Source organism: Jejuibacter sp. L23, from assembly GCF_050815825.1.
Classification (GTDB): domain Bacteria; phylum Pseudomonadota; class Gammaproteobacteria; order Enterobacterales; family Enterobacteriaceae; genus Jejubacter; species Jejubacter calystegiae.
In genome coordinates this window covers 2,895,174-2,911,105 of sequence record NZ_CP138199.1, presented here as the reverse complement: position 1 = coordinate 2,911,105, position 15,932 = coordinate 2,895,174, and the positions used below count along the sequence as shown (strand labels likewise).

At 55.2% G+C, this 15,932-nt stretch carries 14 protein-coding genes and 1 pseudogene; 11 read left to right on the top strand and 4 right to left on the bottom strand.

The window, feature by feature from the left end; genetic code table 11:
* Nucleotides 1–250: 250 nt before the first annotated feature.
* The 3 genes and pseudogenes from SCU88_RS13485 (at nucleotide 251) to rluB (ending at nucleotide 3,030) form a co-directional block, all read left to right on the top strand.
* Nucleotides 251–1,693 (top strand): hypothetical protein, encoded by a 1,443-nt coding sequence (locus SCU88_RS13485; protein WP_431810011.1) that lies wholly within the window; start codon nucleotides 251–253, stop codon nucleotides 1,691–1,693.
* A gap of 121 nt (nucleotides 1,694–1,814) precedes the next feature.
* A pseudogene (locus tag SCU88_RS13480) lies at nucleotides 1,815–1,955 on the top strand (helix-turn-helix domain-containing protein); the annotation flags it as partial.
* Nucleotides 1,956–2,154: 199 nt separating this feature from the next.
* Nucleotides 2,155–3,030 (top strand): 23S rRNA pseudouridine(2605) synthase RluB, encoded by an 876-nt coding sequence (rluB, locus tag SCU88_RS13475; protein WP_138097740.1) that lies wholly within the window; start codon nucleotides 2,155–2,157, stop codon nucleotides 3,028–3,030.
* 87 nt (nucleotides 3,031–3,117) lie between these two features.
* Here the strand turns inward: rluB and cobO are convergent, their stop codons facing one another.
* Together cobO and SCU88_RS13465 are read right to left on the bottom strand one after the other, a co-directional pair.
* Entirely contained in the window at nucleotides 3,118–3,708 is a 591-nt protein-coding gene (gene cobO / locus SCU88_RS13470; protein ID WP_175340610.1) for a cob(I)yrinic acid a,c-diamide adenosyltransferase, read from the bottom strand.
* A complete protein-coding gene (locus SCU88_RS13465) occupies nucleotides 3,705–4,466 on the bottom strand; it encodes a YciK family oxidoreductase (protein ID WP_175340667.1) in 762 nt (253 codons plus the stop codon). The genes cobO and SCU88_RS13465 overlap by 4 nt, the downstream gene beginning before the upstream one ends.
* A gap of 239 nt (nucleotides 4,467–4,705) precedes the next feature.
* Here SCU88_RS13465 and sohB point away from each other — a divergent pair, with 239 nt between their 5' ends.
* Entirely contained in the window at nucleotides 4,706–5,758 is a 1,053-nt protein-coding gene (sohB, locus tag SCU88_RS13460; protein WP_175340609.1) for a protease SohB, read from the top strand.
* A 200-nt stretch (nucleotides 5,759–5,958) separates the two neighbouring features.
* Here sohB and SCU88_RS13455 read toward each other — a convergent pair whose 3' ends face one another.
* Nucleotides 5,959–6,210 carry a YciN family protein gene (locus tag SCU88_RS13455; RefSeq protein ID WP_138097737.1) on the bottom strand — a complete coding sequence of 84 codons (252 nt, stop codon included), beginning with the start codon at nucleotides 6,208–6,210 and terminating at the stop codon, nucleotides 5,959–5,961.
* 392 nt (nucleotides 6,211–6,602) lie between these two features.
* On the opposite strand from SCU88_RS13455, the gene topA reads away from it, so the two are divergent.
* The 6 genes from topA (at nucleotide 6,603) to acnA (ending at nucleotide 14,254) form a co-directional block, all read left to right on the top strand.
* Nucleotides 6,603–9,203 carry a type I DNA topoisomerase gene (gene topA, locus SCU88_RS13450; protein ID WP_175340608.1) on the top strand — a complete coding sequence of 867 codons (2,601 nt, stop codon included), beginning with the start codon at nucleotides 6,603–6,605 and terminating at the stop codon, nucleotides 9,201–9,203.
* Between the two features lie 190 nt (nucleotides 9,204–9,393).
* A complete protein-coding gene (gene cysB / locus SCU88_RS13445; protein ID WP_138097735.1) occupies nucleotides 9,394–10,368 on the top strand; it encodes an HTH-type transcriptional regulator CysB in 975 nt (324 codons plus the stop codon).
* Between the two features lie 348 nt (nucleotides 10,369–10,716).
* Nucleotides 10,717–10,845: a YmiA family putative membrane protein gene (locus tag SCU88_RS13440; RefSeq protein ID WP_241666522.1), complete on the top strand. Its 129-nt coding sequence runs from the start codon at nucleotides 10,717–10,719 to the stop codon at nucleotides 10,843–10,845.
* Between the two features lie 2 nt (nucleotides 10,846–10,847).
* Nucleotides 10,848–11,015 carry a hypothetical protein gene (locus tag SCU88_RS13435; RefSeq protein WP_168198741.1) on the top strand — a complete coding sequence of 56 codons (168 nt, stop codon included), beginning with the start codon at nucleotides 10,848–10,850 and terminating at the stop codon, nucleotides 11,013–11,015.
* Between the two features lie 160 nt (nucleotides 11,016–11,175).
* Nucleotides 11,176–11,271 carry a small membrane protein YmiC gene (ymiC, locus tag SCU88_RS13430; protein ID WP_277752980.1) on the top strand — a complete coding sequence of 32 codons (96 nt, stop codon included), beginning with the start codon at nucleotides 11,176–11,178 and terminating at the stop codon, nucleotides 11,269–11,271.
* Nucleotides 11,272–11,578: 307 nt separating this feature from the next.
* Nucleotides 11,579–14,254, top strand: coding sequence for an aconitate hydratase AcnA (gene acnA / locus SCU88_RS13425; protein WP_175340607.1), 2,676 nt, complete (start codon nucleotides 11,579–11,581; stop codon nucleotides 14,252–14,254).
* Between the two features lie 67 nt (nucleotides 14,255–14,321).
* On the opposite strand, the gene ribA is transcribed toward acnA, so the two are convergent.
* Nucleotides 14,322–14,912 carry a GTP cyclohydrolase II gene (ribA, locus tag SCU88_RS13420; RefSeq protein ID WP_138097732.1) on the bottom strand — a complete coding sequence of 197 codons (591 nt, stop codon included), beginning with the start codon at nucleotides 14,910–14,912 and terminating at the stop codon, nucleotides 14,322–14,324.
* 209 nt (nucleotides 14,913–15,121) lie between these two features.
* Between ribA and pgpB the strand changes: the two genes are divergently transcribed.
* Nucleotides 15,122–15,874, top strand: coding sequence for a phosphatidylglycerophosphatase B (gene pgpB, locus SCU88_RS13415; RefSeq protein WP_175340606.1), 753 nt, complete (start codon nucleotides 15,122–15,124; stop codon nucleotides 15,872–15,874).
* The last annotated feature ends 58 nt before the right edge of the window (nucleotides 15,875–15,932 follow it).

Sequence of the window (15,932 nt, the reverse complement as noted above, 5' to 3'; positions counted from 1 at the left end):
ACATAATCACGCTGGAATTGTATTTATGCAAATAATACAGTAGGTTATGGTCTGATTTAAAATAAGAAAAAACTCATTTCAGTGTATTTCCCTTTTTTTTCAATGTATTGAAAATACTACTCCGCAGAATGCCATTGTATTCAGTGAAATAAAAAAGAAACCTTCGAAATACTGGCTAATGTTTTATCGGAACGGTAATCACTGCTTATGTGATTCCTCTGTCTGAACATTGAACCATATGGGGTAAACGATGAGTACGACCCGAATTGTCAGTAAACCCGTTGATTATGTTTTTGTGGTGGATACCAGCCCGGGCATGGAAGAAGCGGCAAAGGCGTTGGTTACGCAGGTTCGGCAAACGATAGCGCAAGCGCGTGAAAAGGGCTGTGTGATCCGCGAAAAATATCTGGGTATTGAAGGGATCTTCCCTGATCTGGGCATTACGCAAACGGTTCGTGATTATCTGACGAAAGCCGGTGCTCCGGAAGATAAGCTGAAAGCCAGAACCAGGGCAGACAAGCTGCTTTATGCCGGTGAGCAGGAGGATATCGCTCCCTCAGTAGATGATATCAGCAACTGGTTTGACTGGAACCCCGGCGCCGACCGGCGGATTATGGTTCTGGGGAACGAAAGCCTGTTTGGCGGTGGGTTAAAGGTCGGTAGCGGGCAGCGAATCGCCAGGGAAGAGGCCGTGGCGGCGGCAAAGGCCAATAACGTTATGGTCTCCAGCTATCTGTCAGCACCGGGCGAAGGTCAGAAATATGCCGATGGCGATGCCGAAAAGATGAAATCGGAATATCGCAGGCTGGCAGAAGAGACCGGTGGGGAAAGTTATACCTGGGATGACGATATCGCGAAATTGGGCGAGGTACTGGAAAAGTCGATTAGCCTGGAGACGGTGGACGATGAAACTGTTGCCAGTAACACAGGAGTGATGGGATATATGAAATTTGGTACCGTTCAACTGGATAGTGACCAGGCCTCTGCACTGAATGGCATAGAAACCTTTACCCGGGTTAAATTCCAGCATCCTTTTCCCACCGGTTCCCGGGTTGTCGTCTTTGCCCAGACCAACACCTTTAACGGTCCGGACACCCCCGGTATCCGTATAGCCGATGTCACGCCAGAGGGATTTAGCGTGCGCATCAACGAGCTGGTGGCAAAAGGCAGCCCGGTTTCAGACGGGACCCACACTCAGGAAACAGTGGCCTGGTTTGCCTCTCTGGAAGGCGAATACGGCGGGGCGGCATCTGCGGGTGCGTCTCAGAAGGAGCCTCAAAAACATCTACTGAATTACAGCAACTATGCCGTGCAGGCGCCGATACCCAATGTCCATCAGGACCAGGGAATGAAGGTTACCTGGTCCGGTAATGGTTCGGGGCGTGGCTATGATCCGGGTAATGGGGTGGGCAACTTCCTGTATGATCCGAATTTGTCGGGAAGTTTGACCGTTGAATTCGATGCGCCAGCATCGTCATTCAGCATTATGCTGCACGGGCTTAACTCCGGGCAGAAGGTTAATTATTACGACACCCGTGGTGAGCTGATTGCCTCTAATGCCATTCCGGCAAATGTGGAGTTTCAGGACGTGAGCTATACAGCGCCGGACGGCAGAGCCATCAGTAAAGCTGAGATCGTCATTCAGAATGAGCTTAGCGGTGTGACTTATAATAATGTGACTTACTATTCCTGATGCTGACGCGGGTTTACTAAACACATCAGGGGAGGCTTAAGTCTCCCCTGAAACATTTATTTTACCCGCTCGATTTCAGGCGGTACCCGACTGCCAGCCAGAGTGGCTTTTTCACCTTTATGCCACTTTGATTATCCGACGCACCAATCTGTCGCGTAGTTACGTTTATCGGGTGCTGTCCGACCTCAGGGAAGGGGGCTATATTACGGTTAAGAAAGGTAAGCTGATCTCCGTCGATCGGAGGTTGCCGGAAGATTACTAGCGGCTTCGTTACGGGGCAAGCATTCGCCGTGAAGTTCGTGTACCATACGCCTCCACATAAGCGGGCGCGCCGTGACGGACTAAAATCTAATGACGTGCCATGTGAAAAGTTACGTAAATAATAGTGGGTTAGCCTTTGCGTTAGCGCGCTGTTTTACCGGTAGTTAAGACGCCTGTGAAGGCGACACCCGAGGAGCTCCATGAGCGACAATAGTGAAAAGTTACAGAAGGTGCTGGCGCGTGCCGGCCATGGCTCACGCCGCGAAATCGAAGGTATGATTGCCGCCGGTCGCGTTAGCGTGGACGGTAAGGTTGCCACTCTGGGGGATCGCGTTGAGCTGACCCCTGGTCTGCGTATCCGCATCGACGGCCATTTGATCTCCCTTAACGCCAGTACCGGCCAGATCTGCCGGGTGTTGGCTTACTATAAGCCGGAAGGAGAGCTGTGTACCCGCAGCGATCCCGAAGGGCGCCCCACGGTGTTCGACCGCCTGCCGAAGCTGCGCGGCGCGCGCTGGATTGCGGTTGGCCGACTGGATGTGAACACCTGCGGTCTGCTGCTGTTTACCACCGACGGCGAGCTGGCGAACCGCCTGATGCACCCGAGCCGGGAAGTGGAGCGCGAGTACGCGGTACGCGTCTTCGGCGAGGTGGACGAAGCTAAGTTACGCTCCCTGACCCGCGGCGTTCAGCTGGAAGATGGTCCAGCGGCTTTTAAAACCCTGCGTTACAGCGGCGGCGAGGGGATGAACCAGTGGTTTAACGTGACCCTGACCGAAGGGCGCAACCGTGAGGTGCGTCGCCTGTGGGAAGCGGTGGGCGTTCAGGTTAGCCGTCTTATCCGCGTGCGCTATGGCGATATCGCGTTGCCGAAAGGTCTGCCGCGCGGCGGCTGGACCGAACTGGATCTGGATAAGACCAACTACTTGCGCGAGCTGGTGGAGCTGGCGCCGGAAACTGCGACCAAAGTCGCGGTAGAGAAGGACAGAAGGCGGATGAAAGCCAACCAGATCCGCCGTGCCGTGAAGCGTCACAGCAAAGTGAACACCGGCCAGCGCCGGGGCGGCGCGCGCTAATGTGCCAACCGGCTCCCTCTCCCCCTCGGGGAGAGGGCTGGGGTGAGGGGGAAGGCATAGAGGCTCCGGGCCCACACTCTTAATACCTTAGTAATCAATACCCAACTGGGCTTTAATACCGGCATCGAAGGCGTGCTTCACCGGGCGGATTTCGCTGACGGTGTCCGCCAGTTCAAGCAGTTCACGGTGACAGCCGCGGCCGGTGATAATAACGCTCTGATGGGCAGGGCGAGCCTGTAGCGCCTCAAGTACGCGGTCCAGCGCCAGATAATCGTAAGAAACCATATAGGTCAGCTCGTCCAGAATCACCAGATCGAGCTCGGGATCCGCCAGCATGCGTTGGGCGTGTTGCCAGACCGCAAGGCAGGCGGCGGTGTCGCTTTCGCGGTTTTGCGTCTCCCAGGTAAAGCCGGTGGCCATCACCTGAAATTCCACCCCATGGGGCTCCAGCAGATTGCGTTCGCCGTTGGGCCATTCCCCTTTGATAAACTGAATCACGCCCACCCGTTTGCCGTGTCCCACGGCCCGGGTTGCCGTGCCGAATGCGGCGGTGGTTTTGCCTTTACCGTTGCCGGTAAAGATCATCAGAATACCGTGCTCCTGCTGCGCTGCGGCGATCCGGGCATCCACTTTTTCTTTCAGGCGCTGCTGGCGTTCGCGGTGGCGTTGATCGCTCATTCGGCAATCCCCGGCTTACGTTTAGGCTGTGCGTCGAAACTCATGCCGGTTTTGCGGCGGCTGTCTTCACCCATCAACCACAGATAGAGCGGCATCAGGTCGCCCGGCGTTTTCAGCTTATTGGGATCTTCCGTCGGGAAGGCGCTGGCGCGCATTTTGGTGCGGGTGCCGCCCGGATTAATGCAGTTGACCCGCAGATTGCGGTGGCGATACTCCTCGGCCAGTACCTGCATCATGCCTTCGGTCGCGAATTTAGAAACCGCGTAGGCACCCCAGCCAGCGCGCCCCTGGCGACCGACGCTGGAGCTGGTAAAGACCAGAGAGCCGGCCTTTGATTTCAACAGCAGCGGCAGTAGCGCCTGGGTCAGGTAAAAGGTGACGTTCACGTTAATCTGCATCACCCGCTCCCAGACTTCGGGATTTTGTTCGGTCATTGGCACGATATCGCCCAGAATCCCGGCGTTATGCAGTACGCCGTCCAGGTGCGGCACCAGGCCCGCCAGCCGGTGGCCGAACTGATAGCAGGTTTCGGCATCGGCGCTGTCGTAGTCCAGTACAAACCACTGGGGTTGCGCCAGACCGCGGTTCTGAATCTCACGGGCGACATCGCGCAGTTTTTCTTCATTACGGCCTACCAGCAGCACGGTAGCGCCATAGCGGGCGTAGGTTAATGCGGCTTCACGACCAATGCCGTCGCTGGCGCCGGTCACCAGGATTATCCGATTTTGTAGCAGATCGATGGTGGGTTGATAATGCATCATAACTGACTCCTAAGCCGTAAGTGAGCGGCCCGAGGCCTGAACTCGCAGGATTCTGATATCGGGTTTTATGCCCGATCCCGCCCGTCTTTTCAATCAGATGGCCGTACACCGTGGCGCTTGTTAACATTTTGCAAACATTTCGCCGGGGGGGACTCCCTGCAAAGGAGGAGGGACGGCCAGGGAAGTTCAGGTTACAATGTCGTCAGCTTATTTATCAGGAAAGAAAAGGCGGAAATGTGGATCTGATCGTCAATTATGGATTGTTTTTAGCCCGGGTGGTGACGGTGGTGATAGCGATTGCCGTTGTCGTCATGCTGGTGGCGAATGCCGCGCGCCATAAAAAGCAGCAGCGCGGTGAACTGCGCGTCACCAAACTGAATGAGCAGTATCAGGAGATGCAGAATTCCCTCAGCGAAGCATTACTCGATGATCCGGCGCGTAAATTATGGCTCAAAGAGCAGAAGCGGCAGCGTAAGCAGGAGGCGAAAGCGGCCAAAGCCCGTGCGAAGCTGGGACAGGTGAACACCACATCCCGCAAGCCGGTGTTGTGGGTGTTGGATTTTAAAGGCAGCATGGACGCCCATGAGGTGGCTGCGCTGCGTGAAGAGATTAGCGCCGTGCTGGCGACCTATAAGCCAGGGGATGAAGTGTTGCTGCGTCTGGAAAGCCCGGGGGGAGTGGTGCACGGTTACGGGCTGGCGGCTTCTCAGCTTCAGCGGCTGCGCGACCACAAGGTCCCGCTGACGGTCGCCGTGGACAAAGTCGCCGCCAGCGGTGGCTACATGATGGCCTGCGTGGCCGATCGGATTGTCAGCGCGCCTTTCGCGATTATCGGCTCCATTGGCGTGGTGGCGCAGGTGCCTAACTTCCACCGCCTGCTACAACGCAACAATATTGACGTGGAGCTGCACACCGCAGGGCAATATAAACGAACTTTGACGCTATTTGGCGAGAACACGCCGGAGGGTCGGGATAAATTCCGCGAAGATCTGAACGAAACACACCAGTTGTTCAAATCCTTCGTGCACAGTATGCGACCGGCGCTGGACGTGGAAGCGGTCGCTACGGGTGAACACTGGTACGGTAGTCAGGCTCAGGACAAGGGGCTGGTGGATGAGATCGGCACCAGCGATGACTGGCTGCTGGCGCGCCTGGAACGCTTTGAGGCGGTCAACGTCCACTATGTACAGCGTAAGAAGCTGGTGGACCGCTTTACCCGCAGCGCGGCAGAAAGCGCCGACCGGCTGCTGCTGCGCTGGTGGCAGCGGGGCGAACGCCCGTTACCTTAAGCAGAAAGGCCGCACTTGCGGCCTTTGAAGCTGCTGACAAACCTGGGCCGAACGCGTTCGGCCAGAATCACCAGAAAAATAAACAAGGAAAATCAATTTATTGATTTTCGGCAGCTCAACCACAAAGAGGGAAAAACCGCGTTTTTTCCCTCTTTAGTCATCAATCTGAAAGGCCGCATTAGCGGCCTTTTTTACGGCGCTCAGTCCGCCAGATGGTACTTTTCCGACAGGACGTGGGCCAGATGTTTAAACATATTAAACACCGCCGTGCTCTTCGCGGTCGGCAGCCCCTGGTCGTCCAGAAAGTATTCGCCGCGAAAAACCAACACGCCGTTCTTCTCAACCACGTCGGTGGCGATCATCCCTTTGATAAAATCCTCATGTTCGCTCATGATTTTATTGGCTTCTTCAAGCAGAGTTTCCCGGGTTACGGGTTGGGTCTGACGTTGCATCACATTCTCCTTACAAACCGTGCGTAGTTTACGCCCGGTCCGGCGTTCGGGCAAATTCTGCGGTCGCTTACGTATTGAACTGTAAAGTTTAGCTGGCTGGCGGGATTCGCTATTGCATGCTAATAAAGTTGCGTATCAAATTTTATCAGGTACAGTGTGACGCTTTCGCAGAACTGGCAACAGAATTGCTTGACATTCAGCCGAATATCCCGTGGCGCTGCATCGAAATTGCACAGATAGTGCCTGTTTTATCCCCGTTTCGACGCCGGTAGAGCAGGGTTGATATCCATTTGCACTGTCGCCATATAGAGGTTGGTCGCCAGTGGCAGGTGAATCGACCGACACGTTCTCTGAATAATCAGCAGGAAGAATCAGATTAGGTAAAGGTGAATATGGGTAAAGCTCTCGTCATCGTTGAGTCCCCGGCAAAAGCCAAAACGATCAACAAGTATCTCGGAAGTGACTACGTGGTGAAATCCAGCGTAGGGCACATCCGTGATTTGCCGACCAGCGGTTCAACTCAAAAAAAGAGCGCCGACTCAGCCTCCACCAAAACGGCCAGGAAAGGCAAAAAGGATGAGCGTGGCGCTCTGGTCAACCGTATGGGTATCGACCCCTGGCACAACTGGGCGGCCCACTACGAAGTACTGCCTGGTAAAGAGAAGGTGGTGTCTGAGCTGAAAGCGCTGGCTGAGAAAGCCGACCACATCTATCTCGCAACCGACCTTGACCGCGAGGGAGAAGCCATTGCCTGGCACCTGCGGGAAGTGATTGGCGGCGACGATACGCGTTATAGCCGGGTGGTCTTTAACGAAATCACCAAAAATGCGATTCGCCAGGCGTTTGAAAAGCCGGGTGAACTGAACCTCGACCGGGTCAACGCCCAGCAGGCGCGGCGCTTTATGGACCGTGTGGTGGGCTATATGGTCTCGCCGCTGCTGTGGAAGAAAATAGCCCGCGGCCTGTCCGCCGGACGCGTACAGTCGGTGGCGGTGCGTCTGGTGGTGGAGCGGGAGCGTGAAATCAAAGCGTTCGTGCCGGAAGAGTACTGGGAAGTCGATGCTAACCTGACCACGCCGGGCGGCGAAAACCTGCCGGTGGAAGTGACGCATCAGAACGATAAACCATTCCGTCCGGTCACGCGCGAGCAGACTATGGCCGCAGTGGCGCTGCTTGAAAAAGCACGCTACAGCGTCGTGGAGCGCGAAGATAAACCGACCAGCAGCAAGCCAGGTGCGCCTTACATCACTTCCACACTGCAGCAGGCGGCCAGTACCCGTCTGGGCTTTGGCGTGAAAAAGACCATGATGCTGGCCCAGCGTCTGTACGAGGCGGGGCATATCACCTATATGCGTACCGACTCCACCAACCTGAGTCAGGATGCGCTGAGCATGGCGCGCGGCTATATCGACGACAATTTCGGTAAAGCGTATCTGCCTGCATCGCCGAACCAGTACGCGAGTAAAGACAACTCTCAGGAGGCCCACGAGGCCATTCGTCCGTCCGATGTGAATGTCGTGGCGGAAACCCTGAAAGATATGGAATCTGATGCTCAGCGCCTGTATCAGCTCATCTGGCGCCAGTTTGTGGCCTGCCAGATGACCCCGGCGAAGTATGACTCCACCACTCTCACGGTTGGGGCCGGTGACTTCCGACTGCGGGCCCGCGGGCGCATTCTGCGCTTTGACGGTTGGACCAGGGTGATGCCGGCGCTGCGTAAGGGCGATGAAGATCGCACTCTGCCGGCGGTAGAGAAGGGCGATACGCTGTCGCTGGTGGAACTGATTCCGGCACAGCACTTTACCAAACCGCCAGCGCGTTTTAGCGAAGCTTCACTGGTTAAAGAGCTGGAAAAACGCGGTATTGGCCGCCCGTCCACCTATGCGTCGATCATCTCGACGATTCAGGATCGCGGCTATGTGCGGGTTGAAAACCGCCGTTTCTATGCGGAAAAAATGGGTGAAATCGTGACCGATCGCCTGGAAGATAACTTCCGCGAGCTGATGAACTACGATTTTACCGCCCAGATGGAAAGCCGACTCGATGAGGTGGCCAACCATCAGCAGGAGTGGCGTAAGGTCCTGGATAACTTTTTCGACAATTTCAGCGACCAGTTGGAAACTGCCGAGAAGGATCCGGAAGAGGGCGGCATGCGTCCGAACCAGATGGTCCTGACCAGCATCGAATGTCCGACCTGTAGCCGTCCCATGGGAATCCGTACCGCCAGCACCGGGGTCTTCCTGGGCTGTTCCGGTTACGCGCTGCCGCCGAAGGAGCGCTGCAAAACCACCATTAACCTGGTGCCGGAAAACGAAGTACTCAACGTACTGGAAGGCGATGATGCCGAAACCAACGCGTTGCGTGCTAAGCGTCGCTGCCCGAAATGCGGCACGGCGATGGACAGCTATCTGATCGATCCCAAACGCAAGCTGCACGTCTGTGGTAATAACCCGGCCTGTGACGGTTACGAGATTGAAGAAGGCGAGTTCCGCATCAAGGGCTATGACGGTCCGGTAGTGGAGTGCGAGAAGTGCGGTTCCGAAATGCACCTGAAAATGGGACGTTTTGGTAAGTACATGGCCTGCACCAACGACGAGTGTAAGAACACCCGTAAGATTTTGCGTAACGGCGAAGTGGCTCCGCCGAAGGAAGACCCGGTTCCGCTGCCGGAACTGCCGTGCGAAAAATCAGACGCTTACTTCGTACTGCGCGATGGTGCGGCAGGGATCTTCCTGGCGGCTAATACCTTTCCCAAATCCCGGGAAACCCGGGCGCCGCTGGTGGAAGAGCTGTACCGCTTCCGCGATCGCCTGCCGGAGAAACTGCGGTACCTGGCCGACGCGCCGCAGCAGGACCAGGATGGCAACAAGACGGTGGTGCGCTTTAGTCGTAAAACCAAACAGCAGTACGTATCGTCCGAAAAAGAGGGTAAAGCAACCGGCTGGTCTGCTTTCTTCGTGGATGGTAAGTGGGTGGAAGGTAAGAAAAAATAATCTTCACATGCTGTAAAAACTTCAGAGGCCGGATTTTCCGGCCCTTTTTTATCCCCTGGTTATAACCTGATTATTATCTTTTCTTTTGGTCTATACAAATCAGCTATAAGTGATATAGTTGTTACAGCCATGCCCCTCCTTATTCTCGAATCATCTTAAGTGTGGCGCGCTTAATCCCGGACCGACAGCCATGAAATTACAACAGCTTCGTTATATCGTTGAGGTGGTTAACCATAACCTTAACGTCTCTTCCACCGCCGAAGGGCTTTATACTTCCCAGCCGGGCATCAGTAAGCAGGTGCGCATGCTGGAAGATGAGCTGGGCATTCAAATTTTTGCCCGAAGCGGTAAGCATTTAACCCAGGTCACTCCCGCCGGCGAGGAGATTATTCGCATTGCTCGCGAGGTGTTGTCCAAAGTGGATGCCATCAAGTCGGTGGCTGGCGAACACACCTGGCCAGACAAGGGCTCCCTGTATGTCGCTACCACCCATACCCAGGCCCGCTATGCGTTGCCGGGTGTGATCAAGGGATTCATAGAACGTTACCCGCGGGTATCGCTGCACATGCACCAGGGATCGCCAACCCAGATTGCCGAGGCAGTCTCTAAAGGCAATGCCGACTTTGCTATCGCTACCGAAGCGCTGCATCTGTATGACGATCTGGTGATGCTGCCATGCTATCACTGGAATCGCTGCGTGGTGGTCACGCCCGACCATCCGCTGGCTTCTAAAGAGAGTCTTAGCATTGAGGAACTGGCCCAGTATCCGCTGGTTACCTATACCTTCGGCTTTACCGGGCGCTCGGAGCTGGATACTGCCTTTAACCACGCGGGGCTGACGCCGCGTATCGTCTTTACCGCCACCGATGCCGATGTGATTAAGACCTATGTGCGTCTGGGGCTGGGGGTAGGGGTGATAGCGAGTATGGCGGTGGATCCGGTATCCGATCCCGATCTGGTGCGGATTGATGCTCACGACATCTTTAGCCACAGTTCCACCAAGATAGGCTTTCGCCGCAGTACCTTCCTGCGTAGCTATATGTATGATTTCATTCAGCGCTTTGCGCCGCACTTAACCCGTGATGTGGTGGATGCCGCAGTAGCGCTACGTTCTAACGACGATATTGAAGCGATGTTCCGCGATATTAAGCTGCCATCGAAATAATCGCAGCGGCGGCTTCCTGCGAAAAGGGGGTCGCCGAAACAGCAGAGAAAGATAATAGTAATCCCTCTCATCTTTACCCTCATTTCTAATAACGCTGCGTTTTAATAACCTTCCTTACCACAAATCATTACATAACGGCAACAACCATAGTTAATAAGTCGCTTTCCGGCAAACCCTGGCTTCCAATAATTTATTTCAGATCAAAAGATTTAATTTTCGGCGCGAAAATATACGTAAATACGCTGGATTTTGCGCTAGAGTTTCTTTAGGATTAATCCCAATGGCGATTAGTCCCGCCAATTGTTAGGTAGCATTATGATAAGTGATGTCGATTGTAAGAGGTCTGCAATGTCATCTCCAAATGACGATCTGCAACGGGATCCGGAACTGAAGCGTAAAGCCTGGGTTGCGGCATTCCTGGTGTCGGCGTTGTTTTGGGGAGGTCTCCTTCTGCTGGTCTGGAAATTCTGGGGCTGATTATGACGATTCAGACACCGATTTCACCCGTATCCCGGGTATGTCAGAAAAATGACGAACATAAAACCGGGCATCGCTCGGGGATTAAACTTCCTGTCAGCTGGAAGTTAACCAAACAGCAACAAGATTTTATTGATTTATTTGCTGAAGAAGATCACAAAAAACAATAATAGTTAACAATTAATACCGGTCAGTAAATCCGGAATGGTGAGTTTTTTGCTATTAATAGTAATAACGAACCACCTTTTGAATGAAAAATAACCACAGCAGCCGGGGGTTGATAAAAGTATCAACCTGAATCCATTAATAAAATTAATAGTTACTTTTATTATGAATAGACATTGCGTCAAATACTGGTCATGGCTGAGCGCCTTTAGCCTGTCAATGGCGTTCTGGGCTCAGCTGGTCTGGGTTATTACCCGCTAATTCAAAATGCCCGCATCGCGGGCGTTTTGCTATCTGCATCAATGCTGTCTTTAATAGATGGCGAAAATATCCCTTCTTATTACATGGTATTTATTGCGCACGCATGCCTGATTGACGTTCGTTATAAATCCGTCGACGACTTTTCCCGATTTGCTGTTTTATTCCCGGTTAACGCAATAGCCCTGCTATGGACCAGGATTTAGCATTTTGGGTTGTTATCAAAACGTTACATTATGTTTGTGTTATCTTTAATACAAACCCGGACGACTGTCCGGGGTATCACGATTCCCCGATCTAAGGAGGAGCTATGTCGTCGACACTACGGGAAGCCAGTAAGGACACCCTGCAGGTACTGGACAAAACTTATCACTATTACAGTTTGCCGCAGGCTGCCGCCAGACTGGGGGACATTCAGCGTCTGCCCAAGTCGCTGAAGGTACTACTTGAGAATCTGCTGCGCTGGGAGGATGGCGATTCGGTGACCGGGCAGGATATCCAGGGGCTGGTCGACTGGCTAAAACAGGCCCACGCGGATCGGGAAATCGCTTACCGGCCCGCGAGGGTACTGATGCAGGACTTCACCGGAGTGCCTGCGGTAGTGGATCTCGCCGCCATGCGCGAAGCGGTGAAGCGGTTGGGAGGCGATGTGGCGAAGGTCAATCCGCTGTCGCCGGTCGATCTGGTGATCGACCACTCGGTTACCGTCGATCGCTTCGGCAATGAACAGGCCTTTGAACAAAACGTCCAACTGGAGATGGAGCGTAATCATGAACGTTACGTTTTTCTGCGTTGGGGTCAACAGGCGTTCAGTCGCTTTCGTGTTGTGCCGCCCGGTACCGGTATCTGCCACCAGGTGAACCTGGAATATCTGGGTAAAACCGTCTGGAGTGAAGAGCAGCAGAGGGAATGGCTTGCGTATCCGGATACTCTGGTCGGCACCGATTCCCATACCACCATGATTAACGGCCTTGGCGTACTGGGTTGGGGCGTGGGCGGTATTGAAGCCGAAGCCGCCATGTTAGGACAGCCAGTCTCGATGCTGATTCCGGATGTGGTGGGCTTTAAGCTCACCGGCAAGCTGCGTGAGGGCATTACCGCTACCGACCTGGTACTGACCGTTACCCAGATGCTGCGTAAGCATGGCGTGGTGGGCAAATTTGTTGAATTCTATGGCGATGGGCTGGATTCGCTGCCGTTGGCGGACCGCGCGACCATCGCCAATATGTCGCCGGAATACGGCGCGACCTGTGGCTTCTTCCCGGTGGATAATGTGACGCTGGACTATCTGCGACTGAGTGGCCGCAGCGAGGAGCAGGTAGCTCTGGTGGAAGCCTACTCGAAGGCTCAGGGGCTCTGGCGTAATCCGGGAGATGAGCCGGTATTTACCAGCACCCTGGCGCTGGACATGGGCGATGTCGAAGCCAGTCTGGCCGGGCCGAAGCGGCCGCAGGACCGCGTGGCGCTTGGTGATGTGCCGGCCGCCTTCAGTGCCAGCACCGAACTGGAGCTGAATAAACCACAGCAGCCCCGGGAACCGGTAGCCTATACCCTGGACGGTCAGCAGTATCAGCTGCCGGAAGGGGCGGTGGCGATTGCGGCCATTACTTCCTGTACCAATACTTCAAACCCCAGCGTGCTGATGGCCGCCGGCCTGCTGGCGAAAAACGCGGTGGAGCGCGGACTGATGCGTCAGCCGTGGGTTAAGGCTTCGCTGGCGCCGGGCTCTAAGGTGGTCTCTGACTATCTGGCGAAGGCCGGGTTGACGCCGTACCTGGACGAGCTGGGCTTTAACCTGGTGGGCTATGGCTGCACGACCTGTATTGGTAACTCGGGCCCCTTGCCGGAGCCTATTGAACAGGCGATTCGCGACGGCGATCTGACTGTGGGGGCGGTACTCTCCGGCAACCGTAATTTCGAAGGGCGCATCCACCCGCTGGTGAAAACCAACTGGCTGGCCTCGCCGCCGCTGGTAGTGGCCTATGCGCTGGCCGGTAATATGAACATCAATCTGACCCGCGATCCCCTGGGGAAAGATCGCGCCGGCAATCCGGTGTATCTCAAGGATATCTGGCCCTCAGGCGCTGAGATTGCGCAGGCGGTGGCGCAGGTCTCTACCGCTATGTTCAGCAAAGAATATGCGGAAGTCTTTGAAGGCACGCCGGAGTGGCAGGCTATTGAGGTGGAGAGCGCCGATACCTACGGCTGGCAGCAGGATTCCACCTATATTCGGCTGACGCCGTTCTTCGAGCAGATGGGGGCTGAACCCGAGCCGGTTAACGATATCCATGGCGCTCGCCTGCTGGCGATGCTGGGGGATTCGGTGACGACCGACCATATCTCTCCGGCGGGCAGTATCAAGGCGGATAGTCCCGCCGGGCGCTATCTGCAGGAACACGGCGTGGAGCGCCAGGACTTTAACTCTTATGGTTCGCGACGCGGTAACCATGAGGTGATGATGCGTGGCACCTTCGCCAATATCCGCATCCGCAACGAGATGGTGCCAGAGGTGGAAGGGGGAATGACCCGACTGCTGCCGGGGGATGATGTGGTCGCCATCTATGATGCCGCCATGCATTATCAACAGCAGGGGACGCCGCTGGCGGTGGTTGCGGGTAAGGAGTACGGTTCCGGTTCCAGCCGCGACTGGGCAGCCAAGGGGCCGCGTCTGCTGGGGGTGAGGGTGGTTATAGCCGAAAGCTTCGAGCGTATCCACCGCTCAAACCTGATTGGCATGGGGATTCTGCCGCTGGAGTTCCCACAGGGGGTAACCCGTAAAACCCTGAAGCTGACGGGTGAGGAGACCCTGGATATTCGCGGTCTGAACGCGCTGCAACCCGGCGCCGCTGTCCCTGTCACCATAACCTTCCCGGATGGCCGACAGGAGGTGGTGGATTGCCGCTGTCGTATCGATACCGCCACCGAACTGACCTACTATCAGAACGACGGTATTCTGCACTATGTGATCCGCAATATGTTGAATTAAGTAAACAGGTAAAGAAAAACGGGCCGCGCACTGCGCGGCCCGTTGCTGTCTGAACGCGGGGAAAGCGTTATTCGGAAAGCAGATGCCCCATACGGGCGGCTTTGGTATCGAGGTAGCGCTCGTTCTTGGGATTGCGCCCGACAATCAGCGGAACCCGCTCGACGATATTAATACCCGATTCGGTCAGAATTTCTACCTTGCGCGGGTTGTTGGTCAGCAGACGGACAGCATCCACGCCCAGCAGTTTGAACATATCCGCACAGAGGGTGAAGTCTCGTTCATCGGCGGCGAACCCCAGTTGATGGTTGGCCTCTACGGTATCGTAACCCTGATCCTGAAGCGCGTAGGCGCGAATCTTATTCAGCAGTCCGATATTACGCCCCTCCTGGCGGTGATAGAGCAGAATACCGCGTCCCTCTTCAGCGATATGGCTCAGGGCCGCTTCCAGCTGGAAACCGCAATCACAGCGCAGACTGAACAGGGCATCGCCCGTCAGGCACTCCGAATGGACGCGCGCCAGCACCGGCGCGTTATCGCTGATATCCCCATACACCAGGGCGACGTGATCCTGTCCGGTTGCCAGTTCTTCAAAACCCACCATCAGGAAGTCGCCCCAGGGGGTTGGCAGTTTGGCTTCTGCCACACGTTTAAGCTGCATGTGATTCTCCAGATACGCATTCAGGGCCTGCAATGCCCCCGCCAGTTGCTGGCTGTATGCAATTATTATCGGCTATTTTGCCACATCGCGGGCACAATCGCCTCATTGGCAATAACGACAATCATTCTCCCCCGAAGCGGAGCGGCCGTTTTTTCCTTCGGTGCACTTTTTCGGTTATCCTTGAAGCACGCGGCAAACAAGGAGAAGCGATGTTGTCGATAGCAAAACGTACCGCCACTGGCGCAATTATTCTGCTGGCGATGCCTGTTACAGTGTCACTAAGTGGCTGGCAGTGGCAGCCGGGTGAAAGCGCACTGTGGCTGAAAATGATGTATTGGGTTACGGAAACGGTAACTCAACCCTGGGGACTAATAACTCATCTGGTGCTGTTTTTTTGGTTTCTCTGGTGTCTGCGCTTCCGTTTGAAGGCGGCACTGGTGCTGTTTTTGATCCTGGGAGCGGCTATCCTCGGCGGTCAGGGGGTAAAATCCTGGGTTAAAGAGCAGGTTCAGGAACCTCGCCCCTATGTGATGTGGCTTGAGGAGTCTCATGGCATTCCGGCTCAGCAGTTCTATGATTTAAATCGCCAGCAGCGTGGGCAGCAGGTGAAAACGCTACTCGAACAGCATCATGAGTTACCGGGCTGGCTGCGTGGCCACTGGCAGAAAGAGACCGGTTTCGCATTTCCTTCCGGGCATACCATGTTTGCCGCCAGCTGGGCATTACTGGCCGTGGGGCTACTGTGGCCGCGCAGGCGGGTTATCAGCGTGGTGGTGCTGATGATATGGGCCACTGGCGTGATGGGTAGCAGGCTGCTGTTGGGAATGCACTGGCCGCAGGATCTGATGGCTTCTACCGCTATCGCCTGGCTGTTGGTCACCGTGGCGTGTTGGCTGACCCGGCGACTGTGCGGACCGTTGACGCCAGCCCGGGAAGAGGGCCAGACCGGCGAATCCGGCTGAAAGTGTTGTAAAAAGGTGCTTTTGCCTCCATATATCATTAAAGGGCCTGCGCTTTATG